Annotated in this window: 2 protein-coding genes; both read left to right on the top strand. The window is 71.7% G+C overall.

Annotation, left to right across the window (positions count from 1 at the left end; translation table 11 throughout):
* The first annotated feature begins 44 nt into the window (after positions 1–44).
* Positions 45–2,393, top strand: a complete 2,349-nt coding sequence (locus SD37_RS26660; RefSeq protein WP_236725125.1) for a PQQ-dependent sugar dehydrogenase — start codon at positions 45–47, stop codon at positions 2,391–2,393.
* Positions 2,394–2,706: 313 nt separating this feature from the next.
* On the top strand, positions 2,707–19,500 hold the full coding sequence (locus tag SD37_RS26655) for a type I polyketide synthase (RefSeq protein ID WP_065912992.1): 16,794 nt from the start codon (positions 2,707–2,709) through the stop codon (positions 19,498–19,500).
* Positions 19,501–19,508 lie beyond the last annotated feature (8 nt).

Below are 19,508 nucleotides of genomic sequence, written 5' to 3'. Positions count from 1 at the left end.
CCACTGCCGGAGTTCGGTAACCGAACAGATCGAGGCTGAATGTGATGCGAAAGATGACACGACGGCGGTTACGGCCCTCAGCGCTGCTGGTCGCGGCGCTGTTGGGGACCACGCTGGTCTCCGGCGTCGGCGGCCAGGCCGCCCAGGCGGCGCCGCCGGTCCCGGCGCGCCAGCCGGACGAATCGGTACTGCGCCCGGCCGAGGCCCGGCACGAACCCACGAGCGCGCTGCCGCCGGGATTCGCCCAGCAGACCGTGGTCTCGGGCCTCACCGAACCGACCGCGGTGGCGTTCGCGCCCGACGGCAAGACCTTCATCGCGGAGAAGTCGGGGATCATCCGGGTCCGGGACTCCGTCGACGCCACGACCGGCAAGGTCTTCGCCGATCTGCGGACCGAGGTGTTCGACGGCTGGGACCGCGGCCTGATCGGGCTGGCCGTGCACCCGAAGTTCCCGCAACAGCCCTACGTCTACGCGCTCTACACCCACGACGCGCCGCCGGGGGAGACCGCGCCGAAGTGGAACGACAAGTGTCCGTCGCCGCCGGGGTACACCGAGGACGGCTGCGTGGTCACCAACCGCATCGTCAAGCTGACGATGGGCGCCGACGGGATCGCCGGCGCGCCGGAGACGCTCGTCAGCGGCTGGTGCCAGCAGTACCCCAGCCACACCGCGGACACGCTCGCCTTCGGTCCCGACGGCCTGCTGTACGCCAGCGCCGGTGAAGGCGCCAGCTTCAACTTCGTCGACTACGGCCAGCAGAAGAACCCCTGTGCCGACCCGCCGGGCGGCGCGGGCACCAATCTGACCATTCCGGACGCCCGTGGCGGTTCGCTGCGCTCGCAGTCACCGCGCCGCCCCGGGGGCGAGCCGATGGTGCTCAATGGCACCGTGATCCGCGTCGACCCGCTGACCGGCCAGGGCGTGCCCGGCAACCCGTACGCGTCGAGCACCGACGAGAACGCGCGCCGGATCGTGGCCTACGGCATGCGCAACCCGTTCCGGTTCACCCTGCGCCCGCAGACCGGTGAGGTCTGGCTCGGCGACGTCGGCGAGACGCTGGCGGACGAGATCAACCGGTTCACCCCGGACCCGGCGAAGGCCCCCAACATGGGCTGGCCCTGCTTCGAGGGCAAGGATCCGCATCCCGGCTGGAAGGCCGCCGGGCTGAAGCTGTGCGAATCCCTCTACGCGGAGGGCGGCGATCACAAGCCGGTCCTGCAGTACGCCGGCGGCGCCAAGGTTTCGCCGGACGACACCTGCCCCAACACCAGCGGTGCCTCGTTGTCCGGGTTCGCTTTCGCGGACGGCCAGACCCTGCCGGAGCCCTACCGGAACTCGCTGTTCTTCAGCGACAGCACCCGCGGCTGCATCTGGGTGATGGGCAAGGACGCGCAGGGCGCGCCGGACCCGGCCAAGGTGACCACCTTCGCCAGCGGTCTCGGGGTGCCGGTGCAGCTGGCGTTCGGACCCGGCGGCGGCCTGTACTACGTCTCGGTCGACACCGGCGAGCTGCGCCGGATCACCTACGACAACGACCCGAACGTCGCGCCGAAGGCCGTGATCAAGGCCAGGCCGACAGCCGGGCGGTCCCCGCTGTTCGTGCGGTTCGACGGCCGCGGCTCCACCGACCCCGAAGGCGCGCGCCTCCGGTACGAATGGGACCTGGACGGCGACGGGCAGTTCGACGACGCGAGGGGGCCGGTGACGAGCTGGGTGTACCTGAAGAAGCAGTTCGTGCGCCCGGCGCTGAAGGTCACCGATCCCGGCGGCAAGAGTTCGACGGCCAAGGTCGACGTGGTGGTGGACAACGCCCCGCCGCCCGAGCCGGTCCCGGTGATCACCACGCCCGCTCCCACCCTCACCTGGCAGGTCGGCCAGCGGGTCTCCTTCTCCGGTGGGGCTTCCGACCCCCAGGACGGCGCGTTGCCCGCCTCGGCGCTGGACTGGAAACTGACCATGCGGCACTGCGCCGGGGACGGCCACTGCCACAGCCACGACATCGAGACGTTCGCGGGCACGGCCTCGGGTGAGTTCGCCGCGCCCGACCATCCCTATCCATCGCATCTCGAGCTGACGCTCAGCGCCACCGACTCCGACGGCAACGTCAGCACGAAGACCGTGGAGCTGCAGCCGCAGACCGTGGACGTCACGTTCAAATCCGATCCGCCGGGTATCGGGGTCACCGTCGGCAACTACGGCGTGGTGACGGACTCGACGGTGAAGGTCATCGTCGGCACCGCGCTCTCGGTCAGCGCCGCGGGCAAGATCGAGATCCCACCGTACGAGCTGGTGTTCGACAAGTGGGGCGACGGCGCCGGGGCCAGCCGCATCATCAAGGCGCCCGAGCAACCGGCGACCTACACCGTCTATTACCGGGTCTGTCCCTGTTGACGTCGTGAGTGGTAAGTGTCGTTCTAACGACACTTACCACTCACGACCAGCCCGAGGTGGGGCCCGCCATGCCTTTCCGGTGTGGTGGGCCCCGCTTCGGTGTGCCCGCGTTTCGCCTGCTCCAGCTGTTGACCTAGGGGCGGTTAGGGGTTGTCGGTCCTTCTCCGGCGCAAATATTCTCAGCGGGAATTCTGGGGAAACGTGCGTGTACGGGCAATTCTTTGTTTCGCGGATTCCCGCGGACGCGGTCAGACCGCGAGGTTTTCGCGCGGGCCGCGCGCGTGGGGAGTTCGTCGTGAAGAGGTGGCGTTGAGTGAGCAATGAGCAGAAGCTTCGGGACTACCTCAAACGTGTGACCGCGGACCTGGCGCAAACGCGCCAGCGGCTGCAGTCGGCAGAGGCGGCCGAGAGCGAACCGATCGCGATCGTGGGCATCGGCTGCCGGTTCCCCGGCGAGGTGCGCTCCGCCGAGGACCTCTGGGAGCTGGTCCGCGCCGGTGGCGACGCGATCGGGCCGTTCCCCGCCGATCGCGGCTGGGATCTCGAGGCGCTCTACGATCCGGACCCCGACCGGCCGGGCAGCAGTTATGTCCGCGAAGGCGGGTTCCTGTCCGACGCCGCTGATTTCGATGCAGGGTTCTTCGGTATCTCGCCGCGTGAGGCGCTGGCGATGGACCCCCAGCAGCGGCTGCTGCTCGAGGTTTCGTGGGAGGTGCTCGAAAACGCCGGGATCGTGCCCGCGTCACTGCGCGGCAGCCGGACCGGGGTGTTCTCCGGCGTCGCCTACTTCGACTACCTGAGCCGGTTCGCCGGCGCCGAGCTTCCCGCCGACCTGGAGGGTTACGTCGGCAACGGCAACGTCGGCAGCATGGCTTCCGGCCGGATCGCCTACACCCTCGGCCTCGAAGGCCCCACCCTGACCGTGGACACCGCGTGCTCCTCGTCGCTGGTCACCCTGCATCTGGCGGTCCGTGCGCTGCGGGCGGGCGAATGTGATCTGGCGCTGGCGGGCGGGGTCACCGTCATGCCGAGCCCGGCCACGTTCCAGGACTTCAGCCGTCAGCGCGGGCTCGCCGCCGACGCGCGCTGCAAGGCCTTCGGTGAAGGCGCCGACGGCACCAGCATGAGTGAAGGCGTCGGCATGTTCCTGGTGGAACGGCTCTCCGACGCCAGGCGCAACGGGCACACCGTGCTCGCACTGGTCCGCGGCACCGCGGTCAACTCCGACGGCGCCAGCAGCGGGCTCACCGCTCCCAACGGGCCTTCCCAGCAGCGGGTCATCCGCGCCGCGCTCGACAGCGCCGGGCTCAAACCGTCCGATGTGGACGCCGTCGAGGCACACGGCACCGGGACTTCGCTCGGTGACCCGATCGAGGCGCAGGCGCTGATCGGGGCGTACGGGCAGGATCGGGCGACCCCGCTGTGGCTGGGCTCGGTGAAGTCCAACATCGGGCACACCCAGGCCGCCGCCGGGGCCGCGGGCGTGATCAAGATGATCATGGCCATGCGGCACGGTGTGCTGCCGAAGACACTGCACGTCGACGCACCCACGTCCAAAGTGGACTGGACCGCGGGCGCGGTCTCGGTGCTGACCGAAGCCCGGCCGTGGCCGGAGACCGGGCAGCCCCGCCGCGCCGGTGTCTCGTCGTTCGGCATGAGCGGGACCAACGCCCACGTCGTGCTCGAACAGGCGCCGTCGGACGAACCCGCGGAGCTTCCGTCGAACGTCCCGGCGGTGGTTCCGTGGGTTCTTTCGGCCAAAACGCCCGAGGCGCTGCGGGGCCAGGCCGCACAGCTGAAGCAGGCCATCGGCTCGTCGGCGGACGTCGCTGACGTGGCGTACTCGCTGGCGACCACCCGGTCGTCGCTGGAACACCGAGCGGTCGTACTGGGCGAAAACGGCGACGACCTCCTCACCGCCCTGACGGCTCTGGCCGACGGAACGACGTCACCGGATGTGGTGACCGGTGTCGCGACGCGCGGTAAGACCGCGTTTTTGTTCGCTGGTCAGGGTTCGCAGCGGGTTGGTATGGGTGCTGAGTTGTATGCGGAGTTCCCGGTTTTCGCTGAGGCTTTTGATGCGGCGTGTGAGTTCCTGCCGCCGCTAGGGGATCTTGGTCGGACTGAGTTTGCGCAGCCTGCGTTGTTCGCTCTTGAGGTTGCGTTGTATCGGCTTGTCGAGTCGTGGGGTGTGCGTCCCGATTTCCTGTTGGGTCATTCGATCGGGGAGATCGCGGCTGCGCATGTCGCGGGTGTGTTCTCGTTGGAGGACGCGGGCAAGCTGGTGTCGGCTCGTGGTCGTTTGATGCAGGCGTTGCCCGCTGGTGGTGTGATGGTCGCGATCGAGGCGACCGAGGACGAGTTCACACCTACGGCCGAGTTCGGGATCGCGGCCGTGAACGGTCCGAACTCGGTAGTGATCTCCGGTGCTGAACCTGTGGTTACCCGGATTGCGGAAGAGTTCGCGGCTAAGGGGCGTAAGACGAAGCGTCTTGAGGTGAGTCATGCGTTCCATTCGCCGTTGATGGAGCCGATGCTCGCCGAGTTCGCCGAGGTTCTTGAGAGCATCACGTTCGCTGCACCGCAGATCCCGGTGGTGTCCACTGTGTCCGGTGGGCTGGTCGCAGACCTGACGTCGCCGCAGTACTGGCTCGATCACGTACGTCAGGCAGTGCGCTTCGCCGACGGCGTAGGAACTCTTGCCGCACAAGGCGTGACCCGGTTCGTCGAACTCGGACCCGACGGCGTGCTGACGGCGATGGCCCAGGGCTGCCTCCCCGAGACCGAAGCCCTTCTCGTGCCGTTCCTGCGGGCCGACCGGCCCGAGGTCCGCAGCGCGGCGGGTGCCCTGGCCGCCCTGCACACCCGCGGCGTCCCGGTCAACTGGACCGCGCTGGTCAGCGGGCGCCGGATCGGGCTGCCCACCTATGCCTTCCAGCGCGACCGGTACTGGTTCGACGCGCCGCCCGCCACCGGGCGCTCCGCCGCGACCGGGCTCGGGCTCGCCGCCACCGAGCACCCGCTGCTCGGTGCCGTGATCGAACTCGCCGCCGGTGAGGAGACCGTCCTCACCGGCCGCCTGTCCCTCGCCACCCACCCGTGGCTCGCCGGGCACGCGGTGCACGGGCGGATCCTGGTGCCCGGCACCGCGTTCGTGGAACTCGCCGTCCAGGCGGGCGATCGCGCGGGCTGCGACCAGGTCGACGAGCTGATCATCGAGGCCCCGCTCTACCTGCCGGAAACCGGTGGCATCCGGCTGCAGGTGTCGATCGGTGGCCGGGACGAGCGCGGACGTCGTGAACTCGGCCTGTACTCCCAGCCCGAGGACGACCCGGACGCCGCATGGACCCGCCACGCGGCGGGCTTCCTCAGCTCCGCCCCCCGGCGGACGTCGGACGCCCTCGCCACCTGGCCGCCGGCGGACGCCGAACCGGTCGAGCTCGGCGACTTCTACGCGGACGCCGCGCGCCAGGGATTCGCCTACGAGCCCCCGTTCCAGGGGCTGCGGGCTGTCTGGCGCCTCGGCGACGACGTGTTCGCCGAAGTCGAACTGCCGTCCGAAGCCAAGGCGGACGCGGACCGGTTCGCGGTCCATCCGGCCTTGCTGGACGCCGCGCTGCAAGCGCTCGCGTTCGGGGACCTGATCCCCGGTGGCACCGCGGGCAAACTCCCCTTCGCCTGGACCGACGTCGCGGTCCACGCGGTGGCAGCCACCGCGCTGCGGGTCCGGCTGAGCCCGGCAGGGGCCGACGCCGTGGCCGTACTGGTCGCGGACGGAGCCGGTGAACCGGTCGCCGAGATCGGCTCGCTCACCCTGCGACCGCTCGCCGCGGACGCGCCGGCCGACACCCATCGCGACAGTCTGTTCCGGCTGGACTGGCTCCCGGTTCCCGCCGGGGACGCGCGGCCGTCCGTCGCCGTGTTCGGCGACGATTTCACCGATTTCGCGGAACTGGCGGCACGGGACGAGCTGCCCGGCCACGCGGTGGTTCCGTTCACCGCGACGACGGCGGACCTCGCCGGGCAGGTCGGCCGGGTGCTGCGGCTGGTACAGGACTGGCTCGCCGAGGAGGCGCTGGCGGACACCCGGTTCGTCCTGCTGACCCGTGGCGCGGTGACCACCGGCGAGGACGCCGCGCCGGAGCCCGCCGCCGCGGCCGTCTGGGGACTGCTGCGGTCGGTCCGCGAGGAGAACCCCAGCCGGGTCGTGCAGATCGACGCGGACGACGGCCACGCGTCCGTCGTGGCCGCGTTGTCCTCCGGCGAACCGGAGGTGGCTGTCCGCGACGGGAAGTTGTTCGGTGCGAGGCTGGTCAGGGCCGAGCCGGTGGCCGCGCCCCCGTCCGGTCCGTGGCGACTGGAGAGCCGCCGGAAGACCACCCTGGCCGAACTCGCGCTGCTGCCGTGCCCCGAGGCCGCCGCGCCACTGGCGCCGGGGGAGGTCCGGGTTTCGGTCCGCGCGGCCGGCCTGAACTTCCGTGACGTGCTCAACGCGCTCGGCATGTACCCCGGCGACGCCGGGCTCATCGGCGTCGAAGGGGCCGGGGTGATCACCGAGCTCGGCTCGGAGGTCACCGGGCTCGCGGTCGGCGACCGGGTGCTCGGGCTGCTGCCCGGCGGTTTCGGCCCCCTCGCGGTCACCGACGCCCGCACGGTCGTGCGCATGCCGGAGCACTGGAGCTTCACCGAAGCGGCTTCGGTCCCGGTTGTGTTCCTCACCGCCTTCTACGCGCTGCGGGACCTCGCCGGTCTGCGCGCGGGGGAGTCGCTGCTGGTGCACGCGGCGGCGGGCGGTGTCGGCATGGCCGCCGTCCAGCTGGCGCGGCACTGGGGCATCGAGGTCTTCGGCACCGCGAGCGCCGCCAAGCAGCCGGTACTGCGGGAGCTCGGCCTCGACGACGACCATCTCGCCTCGTCCAGGGACCTCGAGTTCGCGGACAAGTTCCTCGCGACCACCGGCGGCCGCGGGGTGGACGTCGTACTGAACGCGCTCGCCAACGAGTTCGTCGACGCGTCGTTGCGCCTGCAGCCGCGCGGTGGCCGGTTCCTGGAGATGGGCAAGACCGACATCCGCGAACCCGAAGAGGTCGCCGCCGCCCACGAAGGCGTGCGCTACCAGGCATTCGACCTCGGCGACGCCGGTCCGCGGCGGATCGGCGAGATGCTCGGCGAGGTGCTGGCCCTGTTCGACGAGGGCGCGCTCGACTTCCTGCCGATCCGCACCTGGGACGTCCGCCGGGGCGCGGAGGCGTTCCGGTTCGTTTCCCAGGCCAAGCACATCGGCAAGGTGGTGCTCACGGTGCCGCGCCCGCTCGACGAGCAGGGCACCGTCCTGATCACCGGTGGCACCGGCACCCTCGGCGGGCTGGTCGCCCGGCACCTGGTCACCGAACACGGCGTGCGGCATCTCGTACTGGCGAGCCGGACCGGCCGCGCCCCCGCGCTGGAGGCCGAGCTGACCGGTCTCGGCGCGCGGGTCCGGATCGCGGCGTGCGACGTCGCGGACGCGGATCAACTGGGCGCGCTGCTGGCGGAGATCCCGGCCGGGCATCCGCTCACCGCCGTCGTCCACGCGGCGGGGGTGCTCGACGACGGGACCATCCCGACGCTCGATGACGACCGGCTCGCCGGGGTGCTCCGGCCCAAGGCGGACGCGGCCCTCGTGCTGCACCGGCTGACCCGGCACCTCGACCTCGCCGAGTTCGTGCTGTTCTCCTCCGGTGCCGGGGTTTTCGGCAGCCCGGGCCAGGGCGCCTACGCCGCGGCCAACGCCTGTCTCGACGCGCTGGCCGAGCAGCGCCGCGCCGCCGGCCTGCCCGCGGCCGCACTGGCGTGGGGGCTGTGGGCGGAAGCCAGCGGGATGACCGCGGGACTCGGGGAAACCGACCGCGCCCGGCTGGAACGCGGTGGCAGCACGGCTTTGTCGAGCGAGCAGGGGCTCGCGTTGTTCGACGTCGGCCGAGGCGGTCCCCACGCGACGCTCGTGCCCGCCCCTCTCGATCCGGCCGAACTCCGTGCCGAGGCCCGCGCGGGCACGCTCCCGGTGCTGCTGCGCGGCCTGGTGTCCGCCGGTTTCCGGCGAACCGCTTCGGCCGCGACGACCGCACAGGGCGGTGAACTCGCCAGGCGGCTGGCCGGACTGTCCGAAGTGGACCGTGAACAGGCGCTGGTGGACCTGGTCCGCGCCGAGGCCGCGGTGGTGCTCGCCCACCGTTCGGCCGACAGTGTCGATCCCGGCCGCGCCTTCAAGGAACTCGGCTTCGACTCCCTGACCGCGATCGAACTGCGCAACCGGCTCAGTGCCGCCACCGGGCTGAAGCTCCCGGCGACCCTGGTCTTCGACTATCCGGCGCCGATCGTGCTCGGCCGGTTCCTCGGCGAGGAGCTGCGTGGCGGCGCCGCGGGCACCGCCACCCCGGCCCGCGCCACCGCCGGGGTGACCGACGAACCGATCGCCATCGTCGGCATGGCCTGCCGCCTGCCGGGCGGCATCGACGGCCCGGACGGGCTGTGGCGGCTGCTCGAGGACGGCACCGACGCGATCGGCCCCATGCCGTCCGACCGCGGCTGGGACATCGACCGGCTCTACGACGCCGACCCGGACAAGGCCGGGACGATGTACACCGTCGACGGCGGCTTCGTGACCGGTGCCGCCGACTTCGACCCAACGTTCTTCGGGATTTCCCCGCGTGAAGCGCTCGCGATGGATCCGCAGCAGCGGCTCTTGCTGGAAACCTCGTGGGAGGCGCTGGAAAGGGCGGGTATCGACCCGCTGTCCTTGCGCGGCTCCGCCACCGGGGTGTTCGCGGGGGCAGGCGGCTCCGACTACGCGAACGTGCTGAAGAACGCGCCCGCGGAAACGGAGATGCACGTCCTCACCGGTACGGCGGGTGCGGTGGTCTCGGGCCGGATCGCCTACGTCCTGGGGCTGGAAGGTCCCGCGGTCACCGTCGACACCGCGTGCTCGTCCTCACTGGTCGCGTTGCACCTGGCGACCCAGTCCCTCCGGCAGGGTGAATGCGATCTCGCGCTGGCCGGGGGTGTCACGGTGATGGCCACCCCGGCGACGTTCGTCGAATTCAGCCGCCAGCGCGGTCTCGCCGCCGACGGCCGGTGCAAGCCCTTCGCCGAGGGCGCGGACGGCACGGGCTGGGGCGAGGGCGCCGGAGTGCTGCTGGTGGAACGGTTGTCGGACGCCCGGCGGCTCGGCCACCCCGTGCTCGCGGTGGTGCGCGGCAGCGCGGTGAACTCCGACGGCGCGTCGAACGGCTTGACGGCGCCGAACGGTCCTTCGCAGCAGCGGGTCATCCGGGCGGCGCTGGCGAGCGCCGGTCTTTCACCGTCCGATGTGGACGCTGTCGAGGCGCACGGCACGGGCACCGCGCTGGGCGACCCGATCGAGGCACAAGCGCTGCTGGCGACCTACGGCCAGGACCGGGACGAACCGTTGTGGCTGGGTTCGGTGAAGTCGAACCTGGGGCACACCCAGGCCGCGGCCGGGGTCGCGGGCGTGATCAAGATGGTGCTGGCGATGCGGCACGGCGTACTGCCGAAGTCGTTGCACGTGGACTCGCCGTCGTCGCAGGTGGACTGGTCGGCCGGGGCGGTGGAACTGCTCACCGAGGCCAGGCCCTGGCCGTCGGCCGGGCGTCCGCGACGGGCGGGGGTCTCGTCGTTCGGGATCAGCGGGACCAACGCGCACACCATCATCGAGCAGGCACCCGCCGGGGCTCCGGCCCGCCCGTCCGCCGCGCCGTCGGTACTGCCCTTGGTGCTCTCGGCGAAGAACGGCGCCGCGTTGCGGGCGCAGGCTGCGCGGCTGCGCTCCTTTGTGGACTCTCCGGCGGACCTGGCCGATGTGGCGTTCTCACTGGCGACCACCCGGGCCGCGCTGGAGCACTGCGCGGTCGTTCTCGGCGAGGACAAGGACGAACTGCTGCGGTCGCTGACCGCGCTGGCCGACGGCGAACCCTCGGCCACCGTCGTGACCGGGACGCCCGTGCGGGGCAAGCTCGCGTTCCTGTTCAGTGGTCAGGGTGCCCAGCGGGTGGCCATGGGACGGGAGCTGTACGCGGAGTTCCCGGTGTTCGCCGAGGCGTACGACGCCGCCTGCGCCCACCTGCCTTCGGGGTTGCGTGAGGTCGTGGCCGGTGACGCCGAAGCGCTGAACCGGACGGAGTTCTCCCAGCCCGCCCTCTTCGCGATCGAGGTCGCGCTCTATCGGCTGGCCGAGTCCTGGGGGATCCGGGCCGACTTCCTGCTGGGGCATTCGATCGGCGAGGTCGCGGCGGCCCATGTGGCCGGCGTGTTCTCCCTGGCCGACGCGGGCAAACTGATCACCGCCCGCGGACGGCTGATGCAGGCGCTGCCCGCCGGCGGGGCGATGGTGGCGGTGCAGGCGACCGAGGACGAGTTCGAACCGGACGGCGAATTCGGGGTCGCCGCGGTGAACGGTCCCGATTCGGTGGTCCTCTCGGGCGCCGAGGACGTGGTGAGCCGGATCGCGGCGGAGTTCGCGGCCAAGGGCCGCAAGACGAAGCGGCTCGCGGTCAGCCACGCGTTCCATTCGCCGTTGATGGAGCCCATGCTCGCCGGGTTCGCCGAAGTACTCGACACCCTGACCTACCACGAACCGGCGATTCCGCTGGTGTCCACCGTGTCGGGGACCGTGGCCACCGGACTCGCTTCACCCGGATACTGGCTCGACCATGTCCGCGCCGCGGTGCGGTTCGCCGACGGGGTGGGGGAACTGGCCGCGCAGGGCGTGACCACCTTCGTCGAACTGGGCCCCGACGGGGTGCTGAGCGGACTCGCCCAGCGCGCCCTTCCCGACGCGGAAAACCTGTTCGCGCCGGTGCTGCGCGCGGACCGGCCCGAGGTGCGTTCGGCGCTGAGCACGGTGAGCGAGCTGCACACCCGCGGGATCGCGGTGGACTGGACCGCCCTGCTCACCGGCAACCGGGTCGAGCTGCCCACCTACGCCTTCCAGCACGAACACTTCTGGCCGAAGGGGATGGGCGGGAACGGCGACCTCACGGCCGCCGGGCTCGGCAACGCCGACCACCCCCTGCTCGGGGCGGAAGTGGAGGTCCCGGACGGCGAACTGGTCCTCACCGGCCGCCTCGCGCTGGCCACCCACGGCTGGCTGGCCGACCACGTGGTCAACGACCGGGTGCTCCTGCCGGGGACCGCGTTCGTCGAACTGGCGCTGCAGGCCGGGAAACGGACCGGATACGACCGGCTCGCCGAGCTGACGCTGTCCGCGCCGCTCGTCCTGCCGGAGAGCGGCGGGGTACGACTACAGGTGGTCCTGCGCCCGGCCGACGAAGCGGCGGGCCGGGAGATCGCGATCTTCTCGCGTCGCGACTCCGACGGGGAGGAGTGGACTCAGCACGCCGTCGGCACGCTGGTCGCCGAGCCGTCGGCCGCGCAGCCGGGCGCGCTGACCGCCTGGCCGCCACCCGGCGCGGTACCCGTCGAAGTCGGTGAGTTCTACGAGAGCTTCGGCGAGGGCTTCCGCTACGGCCCGGCCTTCCGCGGCCTGCGTGCCGTGTGGACTCTCGGGGACGACGTCTACACCGAGGTCGAGCTGCCGTCGGAAGAACACTCCGAGGCCGCCAGGTGTGGCCTGCACCCCGCGCTGCTCGACGCCGCGTTGCACGGAATCGGGTTCGGCGGGTTCGTCTCCGACGCGGACGCCGGTTTCCTGCCGTTCGTGTGGACCGACGTGACGCTGCACGCCACTGCGGCCACGACCGTGCGGGTCAAGATCGGCCCGGCCGGACCGGACGCGGTGTCGGTGCTGGTCGCCGACGCCGAAGGGGCCCCGGTCGCCGAGGTCGGCTCGTTGGCCCTGCGTGCGGTGACCGCGGATTCGGTACGGGACTCGGCGATCCCGGCGGACACCCTCTGGACGGTCGACTGGGTCTCGCTCCCGGCCGGACCTGTCGTCGACACCGAGGTGACCGTGCTCGCGGAACTTTCGGAGTTGACCGGCGAAGTACCCGCGACCGTGGTCGTCGACTGTGCCGCTGTCGGAGCGGCTGCGGGCGACCTGACTTCGTCGACCCTCGCACTCGTCCAAGAATGGTTGCGGGACAAGGCTTCCGAGGACTCGCTGCTGGTGATCCGGACGCGAGGCGCGGTCGCGACGAGCGCGGGCGAGGACGTCCGCGACCTCGCCGCCGCCGCGGTCCACGGCCTGCTGCGCAGTGTTCAGTCCGAGCACCCCGGCCGCGTGCTGGTGGTGGACGTCGACGACGACCCGCGGTCCCTCGGGCTGGCGCTGTCCCTCACCGGCGAGCCGGAGATCGCGGTACGGGGTGGCGAGCTTTTCGTGCCCCGCCTCGCCCGCGTTTCCCGTACCGCCGAGCTGGCGGTGCCCGCGGACGGGCCTTGGCGGCTCGACAGCGTCGGCAAGGGCACGCTCGGAAACCTCAGCCTGCTGCCTTGGCCCGCCGCGCGGGAACCGTTGGGAGAGCTGGACGTCCGCGTCGCCATGCGGGCCGCGGGGGTGAACTTCCGTGACGTGCTGAACGCGCTGGGCATGTATCCCGGCGACGCCGGGCTGATGGGCATGGAAGGCGCCGGGGTGGTGCTGGAGGTCGGTGCGAAGGTCACCGGGCTGGCTCCCGGCGATCGTGTGCTCGGCCTGATCTCGGCGTCCTTCGGTCCGGTTGCGGTGGCCGACTCCCGGATGCTGGCCAGGATCCCGGCCGGATGGTCCTTTGTGGACGCCGCATCGGTGCCACTGGTCTTTCTCACGGCGTTCTACGCTTTGCGCGATCTGGCCGACGTCAGGTCGGGTGAGGCGGCGTTGATCCACGCGGCCGCGGGCGGTGTGGGTATGGCCGCTGTGCAACTTGCCCGGCATTGGGGTCTTGAGGTTTTCGCGACGGCGAGTGCTGCCAAGTGGGACGCGGTTCGTGCGCTGGGTGTGTCGGATGATCATCTGGCGTCGTCGCGGGATACCGGCTTCGAGGCGAAGTTCCTTGCCGCGTCTGAAGGTCGTGGTGTGGATGTGGTGCTCGATGCGTTGGCGGGCGAGTTCGTCGATGCGTCGCTGCGGTTGCTTCCTCGTGGTGGCCGGTTCGTGGAGATGGGCAAGACCGACGTTCGTGAGCCGGAGCAGGTCGCGGCCGAGTTTCCCGGTGTTGCCTATCGGGCGTTCGATCTGATCGAGGCCGGTCCGGCGCGGATCGGTGAGATGTTGTCCGAGCTGGTCGGCTTGTTCGAGGCCAAGGTGTTGTCGCCGTTGCCGTCCCGGGTGTGGGATGTGCGGCAGGCGCCGGAGGCGTTCCGGTTCATGTCGCAGGCGAAGCATGTGGGCAAGGTCGTGCTCAGCGTTCCGCAAGCGCTTGATCCGGCTGGGACGGTGTTGATCACTGGCGGTACCGGGAATCTGGGTGCCTTGGTGGCAAGGCATCTTGTCGGTCAGGGTGCGCGGAAGCTGTTGCTGGTGAGCCGTCGTGGTGCGGCGGCCCCGGGTGCGGACGCGTTGGTCGCTGAGTTGACCGGTCTGGGTGCCGAGGTGTCGGTAGCCGCGTGCGATGTGGCCGATCGGGACGCGCTGGCCGACCTTCTGTCCACTGTGGACTTGACGGCGGTTGTGCATACCGCCGGGGTGCTGGACGACGGCGTGGTGGAGTCGCTGACTCCTGACCGTGTCGCCGGAGTGTTGCGTCCGAAGGCGGACGCCGCGTGGAACTTGCACGAGTTGACAAAGAGCCACGATCTTGCGGAGTTCGTGGTGTTCTCCTCGGCCTCGGGAGTCTTCGGCAACGCCGGGCAGGCGAACTATTCAGCGGCGAATGTCTTCTTGGACGCACTCGCGGCTCACCGCCGGGCCGAGGGTTTGCCTGGACTTTCGTTGGCGTGGGGGCTGTGGGACCAGGAAGACGGCGGCATGGGGGCGACCCTCGGCGCCACCGACCGCGCCCGCACCGCCCGGTCCGGTAGTGCCGCGATCCGCCCGGAACAGGGGCTGGCCCTGTTCGACGCCGCCCGTGCGCGGGCCGCGTCGCTGCTGGTCCCCGCACCGCTCGCCCCCGCCTCTCTGCGGGACACGGCCGTCCCGGCACTGCTCCGGGGACTCGCCCGGCCGTCCGCGCGGCGCGCGGCCTCCGGCAAGGTGGGCGACGGCGGTTCCCTGGTACGGGAGCTTTCCGGGCTGTCCCAGGCGGAGCAGGACAAACAGCTCACCGACCTGGTGCGGGCCAACGCGGCGATCGTGCTCGGATACGCCTCGGCGGACCGTATCGAACCGCTGCAGGCGTTCAAGGACCTCGGGTTCGACTCGCTGACCTCGGTCGAACTGCGCAACCGGCTGGCTTCCGCCATCGGCGCGAAACTGCCGGCCACGCTGATCTTCGACTACCCCAGTCCGGCGGCGCTCGGGACCTACCTGCGCACCGAACTGCTCGGCGCCGAACCCGCCCCCGACGCCGCACCGGTGCGGCGGCAGGCGGTCACGGACGATCCGATCGTCATCGTCGGCATGGCCTGCCGCTTCCCCGGCGGGGCGAACTCGCCGGAGGAGTTCTGGGACCTGCTGCTCCAGGGCCGCGACGCGATTTCGGAGTTCCCGGCCGACCGCGGCTGGGACGCCAAGGCGCTGTATCACCCGGACCCCGCCCACGAGGGCACGACCTACACCGTCGAAGGCGGGTTCCTGCACGACGCCACGGAGTTCGATCCCGGCTTCTTCGGCATCTCGCCCCGCGAGGCGCTCGCGATGGACCCCCAGCAGCGGCTGCTACTGGAGACCGCGTGGGAGGCCTTCGAACGCGCCGGGCTGGACGCCACCGGTCTGCGCGGCACCGCCACCGGCGTCTTCGCCGGGACGATGGGCCAGGACTACGCCAGTGTCCTGCGGAACGCTCCGGCGGAGACCGAGGCACACGCGTTGACCGGCAACGCGGCGTCCATCGTGTCCGGGCGCATCGCCTACACCCTCGGGCTGGAAGGGCCCGCCGTCACCGTGGACACCGCCTGCTCGTCCTCACTGGTGGCCTTGCACCTGGCCATGCAGTCGCTCCGGACGGGCGAATGCGACCTGGCACTGGCCGGTGGCGTGACCGTGATGGCCACTCCCGCGGCCTTCATCGACTTCAGCCGCCAACGGGGGCTGGCGGAGAACGGACGCTGCAAGCCGTTCTCGGCCGACGCCGACGGCACGAGCTGGGGCGAAGGCGCCGGCATGCTGGTCGTCGAGCGGCTCTCCGACGCCAGGCGGCACGGACACCCCGTGCTCGCCATCGTGCGGGGCAGCGCGGTCAACTCCGACGGCGCGTCCAACGGACTGACCGCGCCCAACGGTCCCTCGCAGCAGCGGGTGATCAAGGCGGCGCTCGCCGGGGCCGGTCTCACACCGTCCGATGTGGACGTCGTGGAGGCACACGGCACGGGGACCTCGCTGGGTGACCCGATCGAGGCGCAGGCGCTGCTGGCGACCTACGGCCAGGACCGCGAGCGGCCGCTGTGGCTGGGTTCGGTCAAGTCGAACCTCGGGCACACCCAGGCCGCGGCGGGCGTCGCGGGCATCATCAAGATGGTCATGGCGATGCGGCACGGTGTGCTGCCGAAGACCTTGCACGTGGGCCAGGCGTCACCGCATGTGGACTGGTCGTCCGGCGCGGTGGAACTGCTCACCGAAGCCCAGCCGTGGCCCCGGAACGGGACCCCGCGCCGGGCGGCGGTCTCCTCGTTCGGGATCAGCGGGACCAACGCGCACACCGTCCTCGAAGAGGCACCGGAAGCGCCGCCCGCCGCGGTGACGCCCGCCCGGCCGCTGGTGCCGTGGGTGCTCTCCGCCAAGTCGGCGCCCGCGCTGCGGGCACAGGCGAGCAGGCTCCGAGACCGTGTCCTCACCGGCACGGCCCCGAACCCGGTCGACCTCGGCTGGTCGCTCGCCGCTTCCCGCGCCGCTCACGAACACCGCGCGGTGGTGCTCGTCGAAGACCTCGCGAGCGCGGGCGCCGGCCTCGGCGCGGTGGCGGCGGGGGAGGCACTCGCAGGTGTGGTGGAAGGTACCGCGAAAACCGGCAAACTGGCCTTCCTCTTCACCGGACAGGGCGCCCAGCGCCAGGGAATGGGCTCAGGGCTGTACCGCGAGTTCCCGGTGTTCACCGAAGCCTTCGACGCCGTCTGCGCGGAACTCGATCCGAAGCTCGGCCGGTCACTCCGGTCGGTGCTCGAAGACGAACCGGAGCTGCTCGACCAGACCCGCTTCACCCAGGCGGCGCTGTTCGCGCTCGAGGTCGCGTTGTTCCGGCTGGTCGAATCCTGGGGCGTCCGCCCGGACTTCCTGCTGGGGCACTCCATCGGTGAGATCGCCGCCGCGCACGTCGCCGGTGTGTTCTCCCTCGCGGACGCCGCCGCTCTCGTGGCGGCTCGCGGATCGCTCATGCAGGCACTGCCCTCCGGCGGCGCGATGATGGCGGTCGAGGCCACCGAGGACGAAGTACTGGTGCAGCTGAAAGCCGTACCGGACGCGGTGGACGTCGCCGCGGTCAACGGGCCGCGGTCGGTGGTGATCTCCGGCGCCGAAGCCGCGGTGCTCTCGGTGGCGGACCGCTTCACCGAACAGGGCCGCCGGACCAAGCGGCTGGCCGTCAGCCACGCGTTCCACTCGGCACTGATGGAGCCGATGCTCGCGGAATTCGCCGAGGTCCTCGGCGGACTCACCTTCGCCGAGCCGCGGATCCCGATCGTTTCGAACGTGACCGGCGAGGTCGCCACGGGATTGTCCGAGCCCGCGTACTGGACCGCGCATGTCCGCCAGGCCGTCCGGTTCGCCGACGGGGTCGGTTTCCTCACCGGTGCCGGCGTGACGACGTGGCTCGAACTCGGGCCGGACGGCGTGCTGTCCGCGATGGCCCGCGAGTGCCTGCCGGAGCAGGGGACCGAGGCCGCCTTCGCCTCGGTGCTGCGCGGCGAGCGCGACGAAGCGCGCGCGGCGCTCGGTGCGCTGGGAAAGGTGTGGGCGAGCGGCGGGAAGGTCGACTGGGCCGCGTACTTCGGCCCGGCCAACCGGGTCGACTTGCCGACCTACGCCTTCCAGCGGCAGCGGTACTGGCTCGACGCCCCGGCCACCACACCGGTGGACCAATCGTCCGAAGTGGACAGCCGGTTCTGGGAGGCGGTGGACCGTCAAGACCTCGGTTCCCTGGCGGAGGATCTCGCCCTCGACGTCGACCAGCCGCTCAGCGCGGTGCTCCCGGCGATGGCGGCGTGGCGGCGGCAGCAGCGCGATGAGTCCGTTGTGGACGGACTGCGGTATCGCGTGGACTGGCAACGGCTGCCCGAACGGCGGACCGGGGGTGTCCCCGGTTCCTGGTTGCTGCTGGTACCCGCCGACGGCCATCCGGCCGCCGAGGTGCTGGGCCGGGCACTCGGCGCCGAGGTCCGGACCCTTCCGCTGCCGTCGGACCCCGGCCACCGGGAAACCGGGTACACCGGCGTCGCCGCCTTGCTGCCCGCAGGCGCACGCGCGGCGACGGACGCCCTCGCCCTGATCCAGGCGCTCGGCACGGCCGGGATCGACGCGCCGTTGTGGCTGCTCACCCAGGGAGCGGTCGCCACCGGTGGCGGTGACCGGCTCGCCGACCCCGCGCAGGCACAGGCCTGGGGTCTCGGCCGCGTCGCCGGGCTCGAATTCCCCGGCCGATGGGGCGGCCTCGTCGACCTGCCCGCCGACTGTGACGACCGTGCCGCCGAGCGGGTACTGGACGTGCTCGCCGGGGACGAGGACCAGGTGGCCGTGCGGTCCACCGGGACGTTCGCCCGGCGGCTCGTCCGGTCCGCGAAACCGGCGGGAGCCGGGGCTTGGCGGCCGTCGGGCACGGTGCTGATCACCGGCGGTACCGGCGCGCTGGGCGCGCGGGTGGCTCGCTGGGCGGCACACAACGGCGCCGGCCACCTGGTGCTGACCAGCAGGCGGGGCGCCGAGGCGCCCGGTGCCGGTGACCTCGCCGCGGAACTGCGCGGACTCGGTGCCGAAGTCACAGTCGCCGCCTGCGACGTCGCGGACCGCGACGCCGTCGCCGCCCTGCTCGAAAGCCTGCCCGCCGGGCCGCTCTCGGTGGTGCACGCGGCCGGGGTGTCCCGTTCGGCGCCACTGGAAGAGACCTCGGCGGCCGAGTTCGCCGAGGTGCTCGACGGCAAGGTCGCCGGTGCGGACCACCTGCACGAACTCACCCGCGACCGGGAGATCGACGCGTTCGTCGTGTTCTCCTCCATCGCGGGGGTCTGGGGCAGCGCCGGGCAAAGCGGTTACTCGGCCGCCAATGCCGCGCTCGACGCGTTGATCGAGCAGCGCCGCGCCGACGGGCTGCCGGGGACGGCGGTCGCCTGGGGCCCGTGGGCCGAAGGTGGCATGGCCGATGGTGAGGGCGGTGAACAGCTGCGGCGGCTCGGGCTGTCGGGGCTGGCGCCCGAGCGGGCGCTTCTCGCGCTGGCCGGGGCGGTCGGCGCCGGTGACGTCGCGGTGACCGTCGCCGACGTGGACTGGGCGCGGTTCCTGCCGGTCTTCACCTCGGCCCGGCCCGCCCGGCTGTTCGACACGCTGCCGGAGGCCGCCACCGGAGCGGCCGAGGCCGGGGAGCCGGGGCGGCGGGACGAGCTGGCCGGGATGAGCCCGGCCGAACTCCGGCGCACCCTGCTCGACCTGGTCTGCGCCGAGACCGCCGCGGTGCTCCAGCTGCCGGGCGGCGGCGACGTCGGTCCCGCGCGCCCGTTCCGCGACCTCGGGTTGGACTCGGTCACCGCGGTGGAGCTGCGGGACAGGCTCGCCTCGGCGGCCGGGGGCCCGTTGCCCGCCAGCGTCGTGTTCGACCACCCGAGCCCGGACGCGCTCGTCGCGCATCTGGCCGCGGAGATAGCCGGGGACGGTGACGAGTCCGGCGAGTCCGATGAGGACGGTCAGCTTCGCCGCGCGCTGGCGCTGATCTCGCCCGCCGCGCTGCGGGAGGCCGGGCTCACCGGCACGCTGCTGCGGCTGGCCGGGCTGGCGGCCCCGGATTCGCCGGACCAGTCCGGGGACGGGGATCTCCTCGACACGATGGATCTCGACAACCTGGTGAAGATCGCGCTCGACGGCAATTCCTGATTGACACG

This window comes from Amycolatopsis orientalis (assembly GCF_000943515.2).
Lineage (GTDB): Bacteria > Actinomycetota > Actinomycetes > Mycobacteriales > Pseudonocardiaceae > Amycolatopsis > Amycolatopsis orientalis.
The sequence above is the reverse complement of the archived record's forward strand: the minus strand, read 5'-3'. Positions and strand labels throughout refer to the sequence as shown.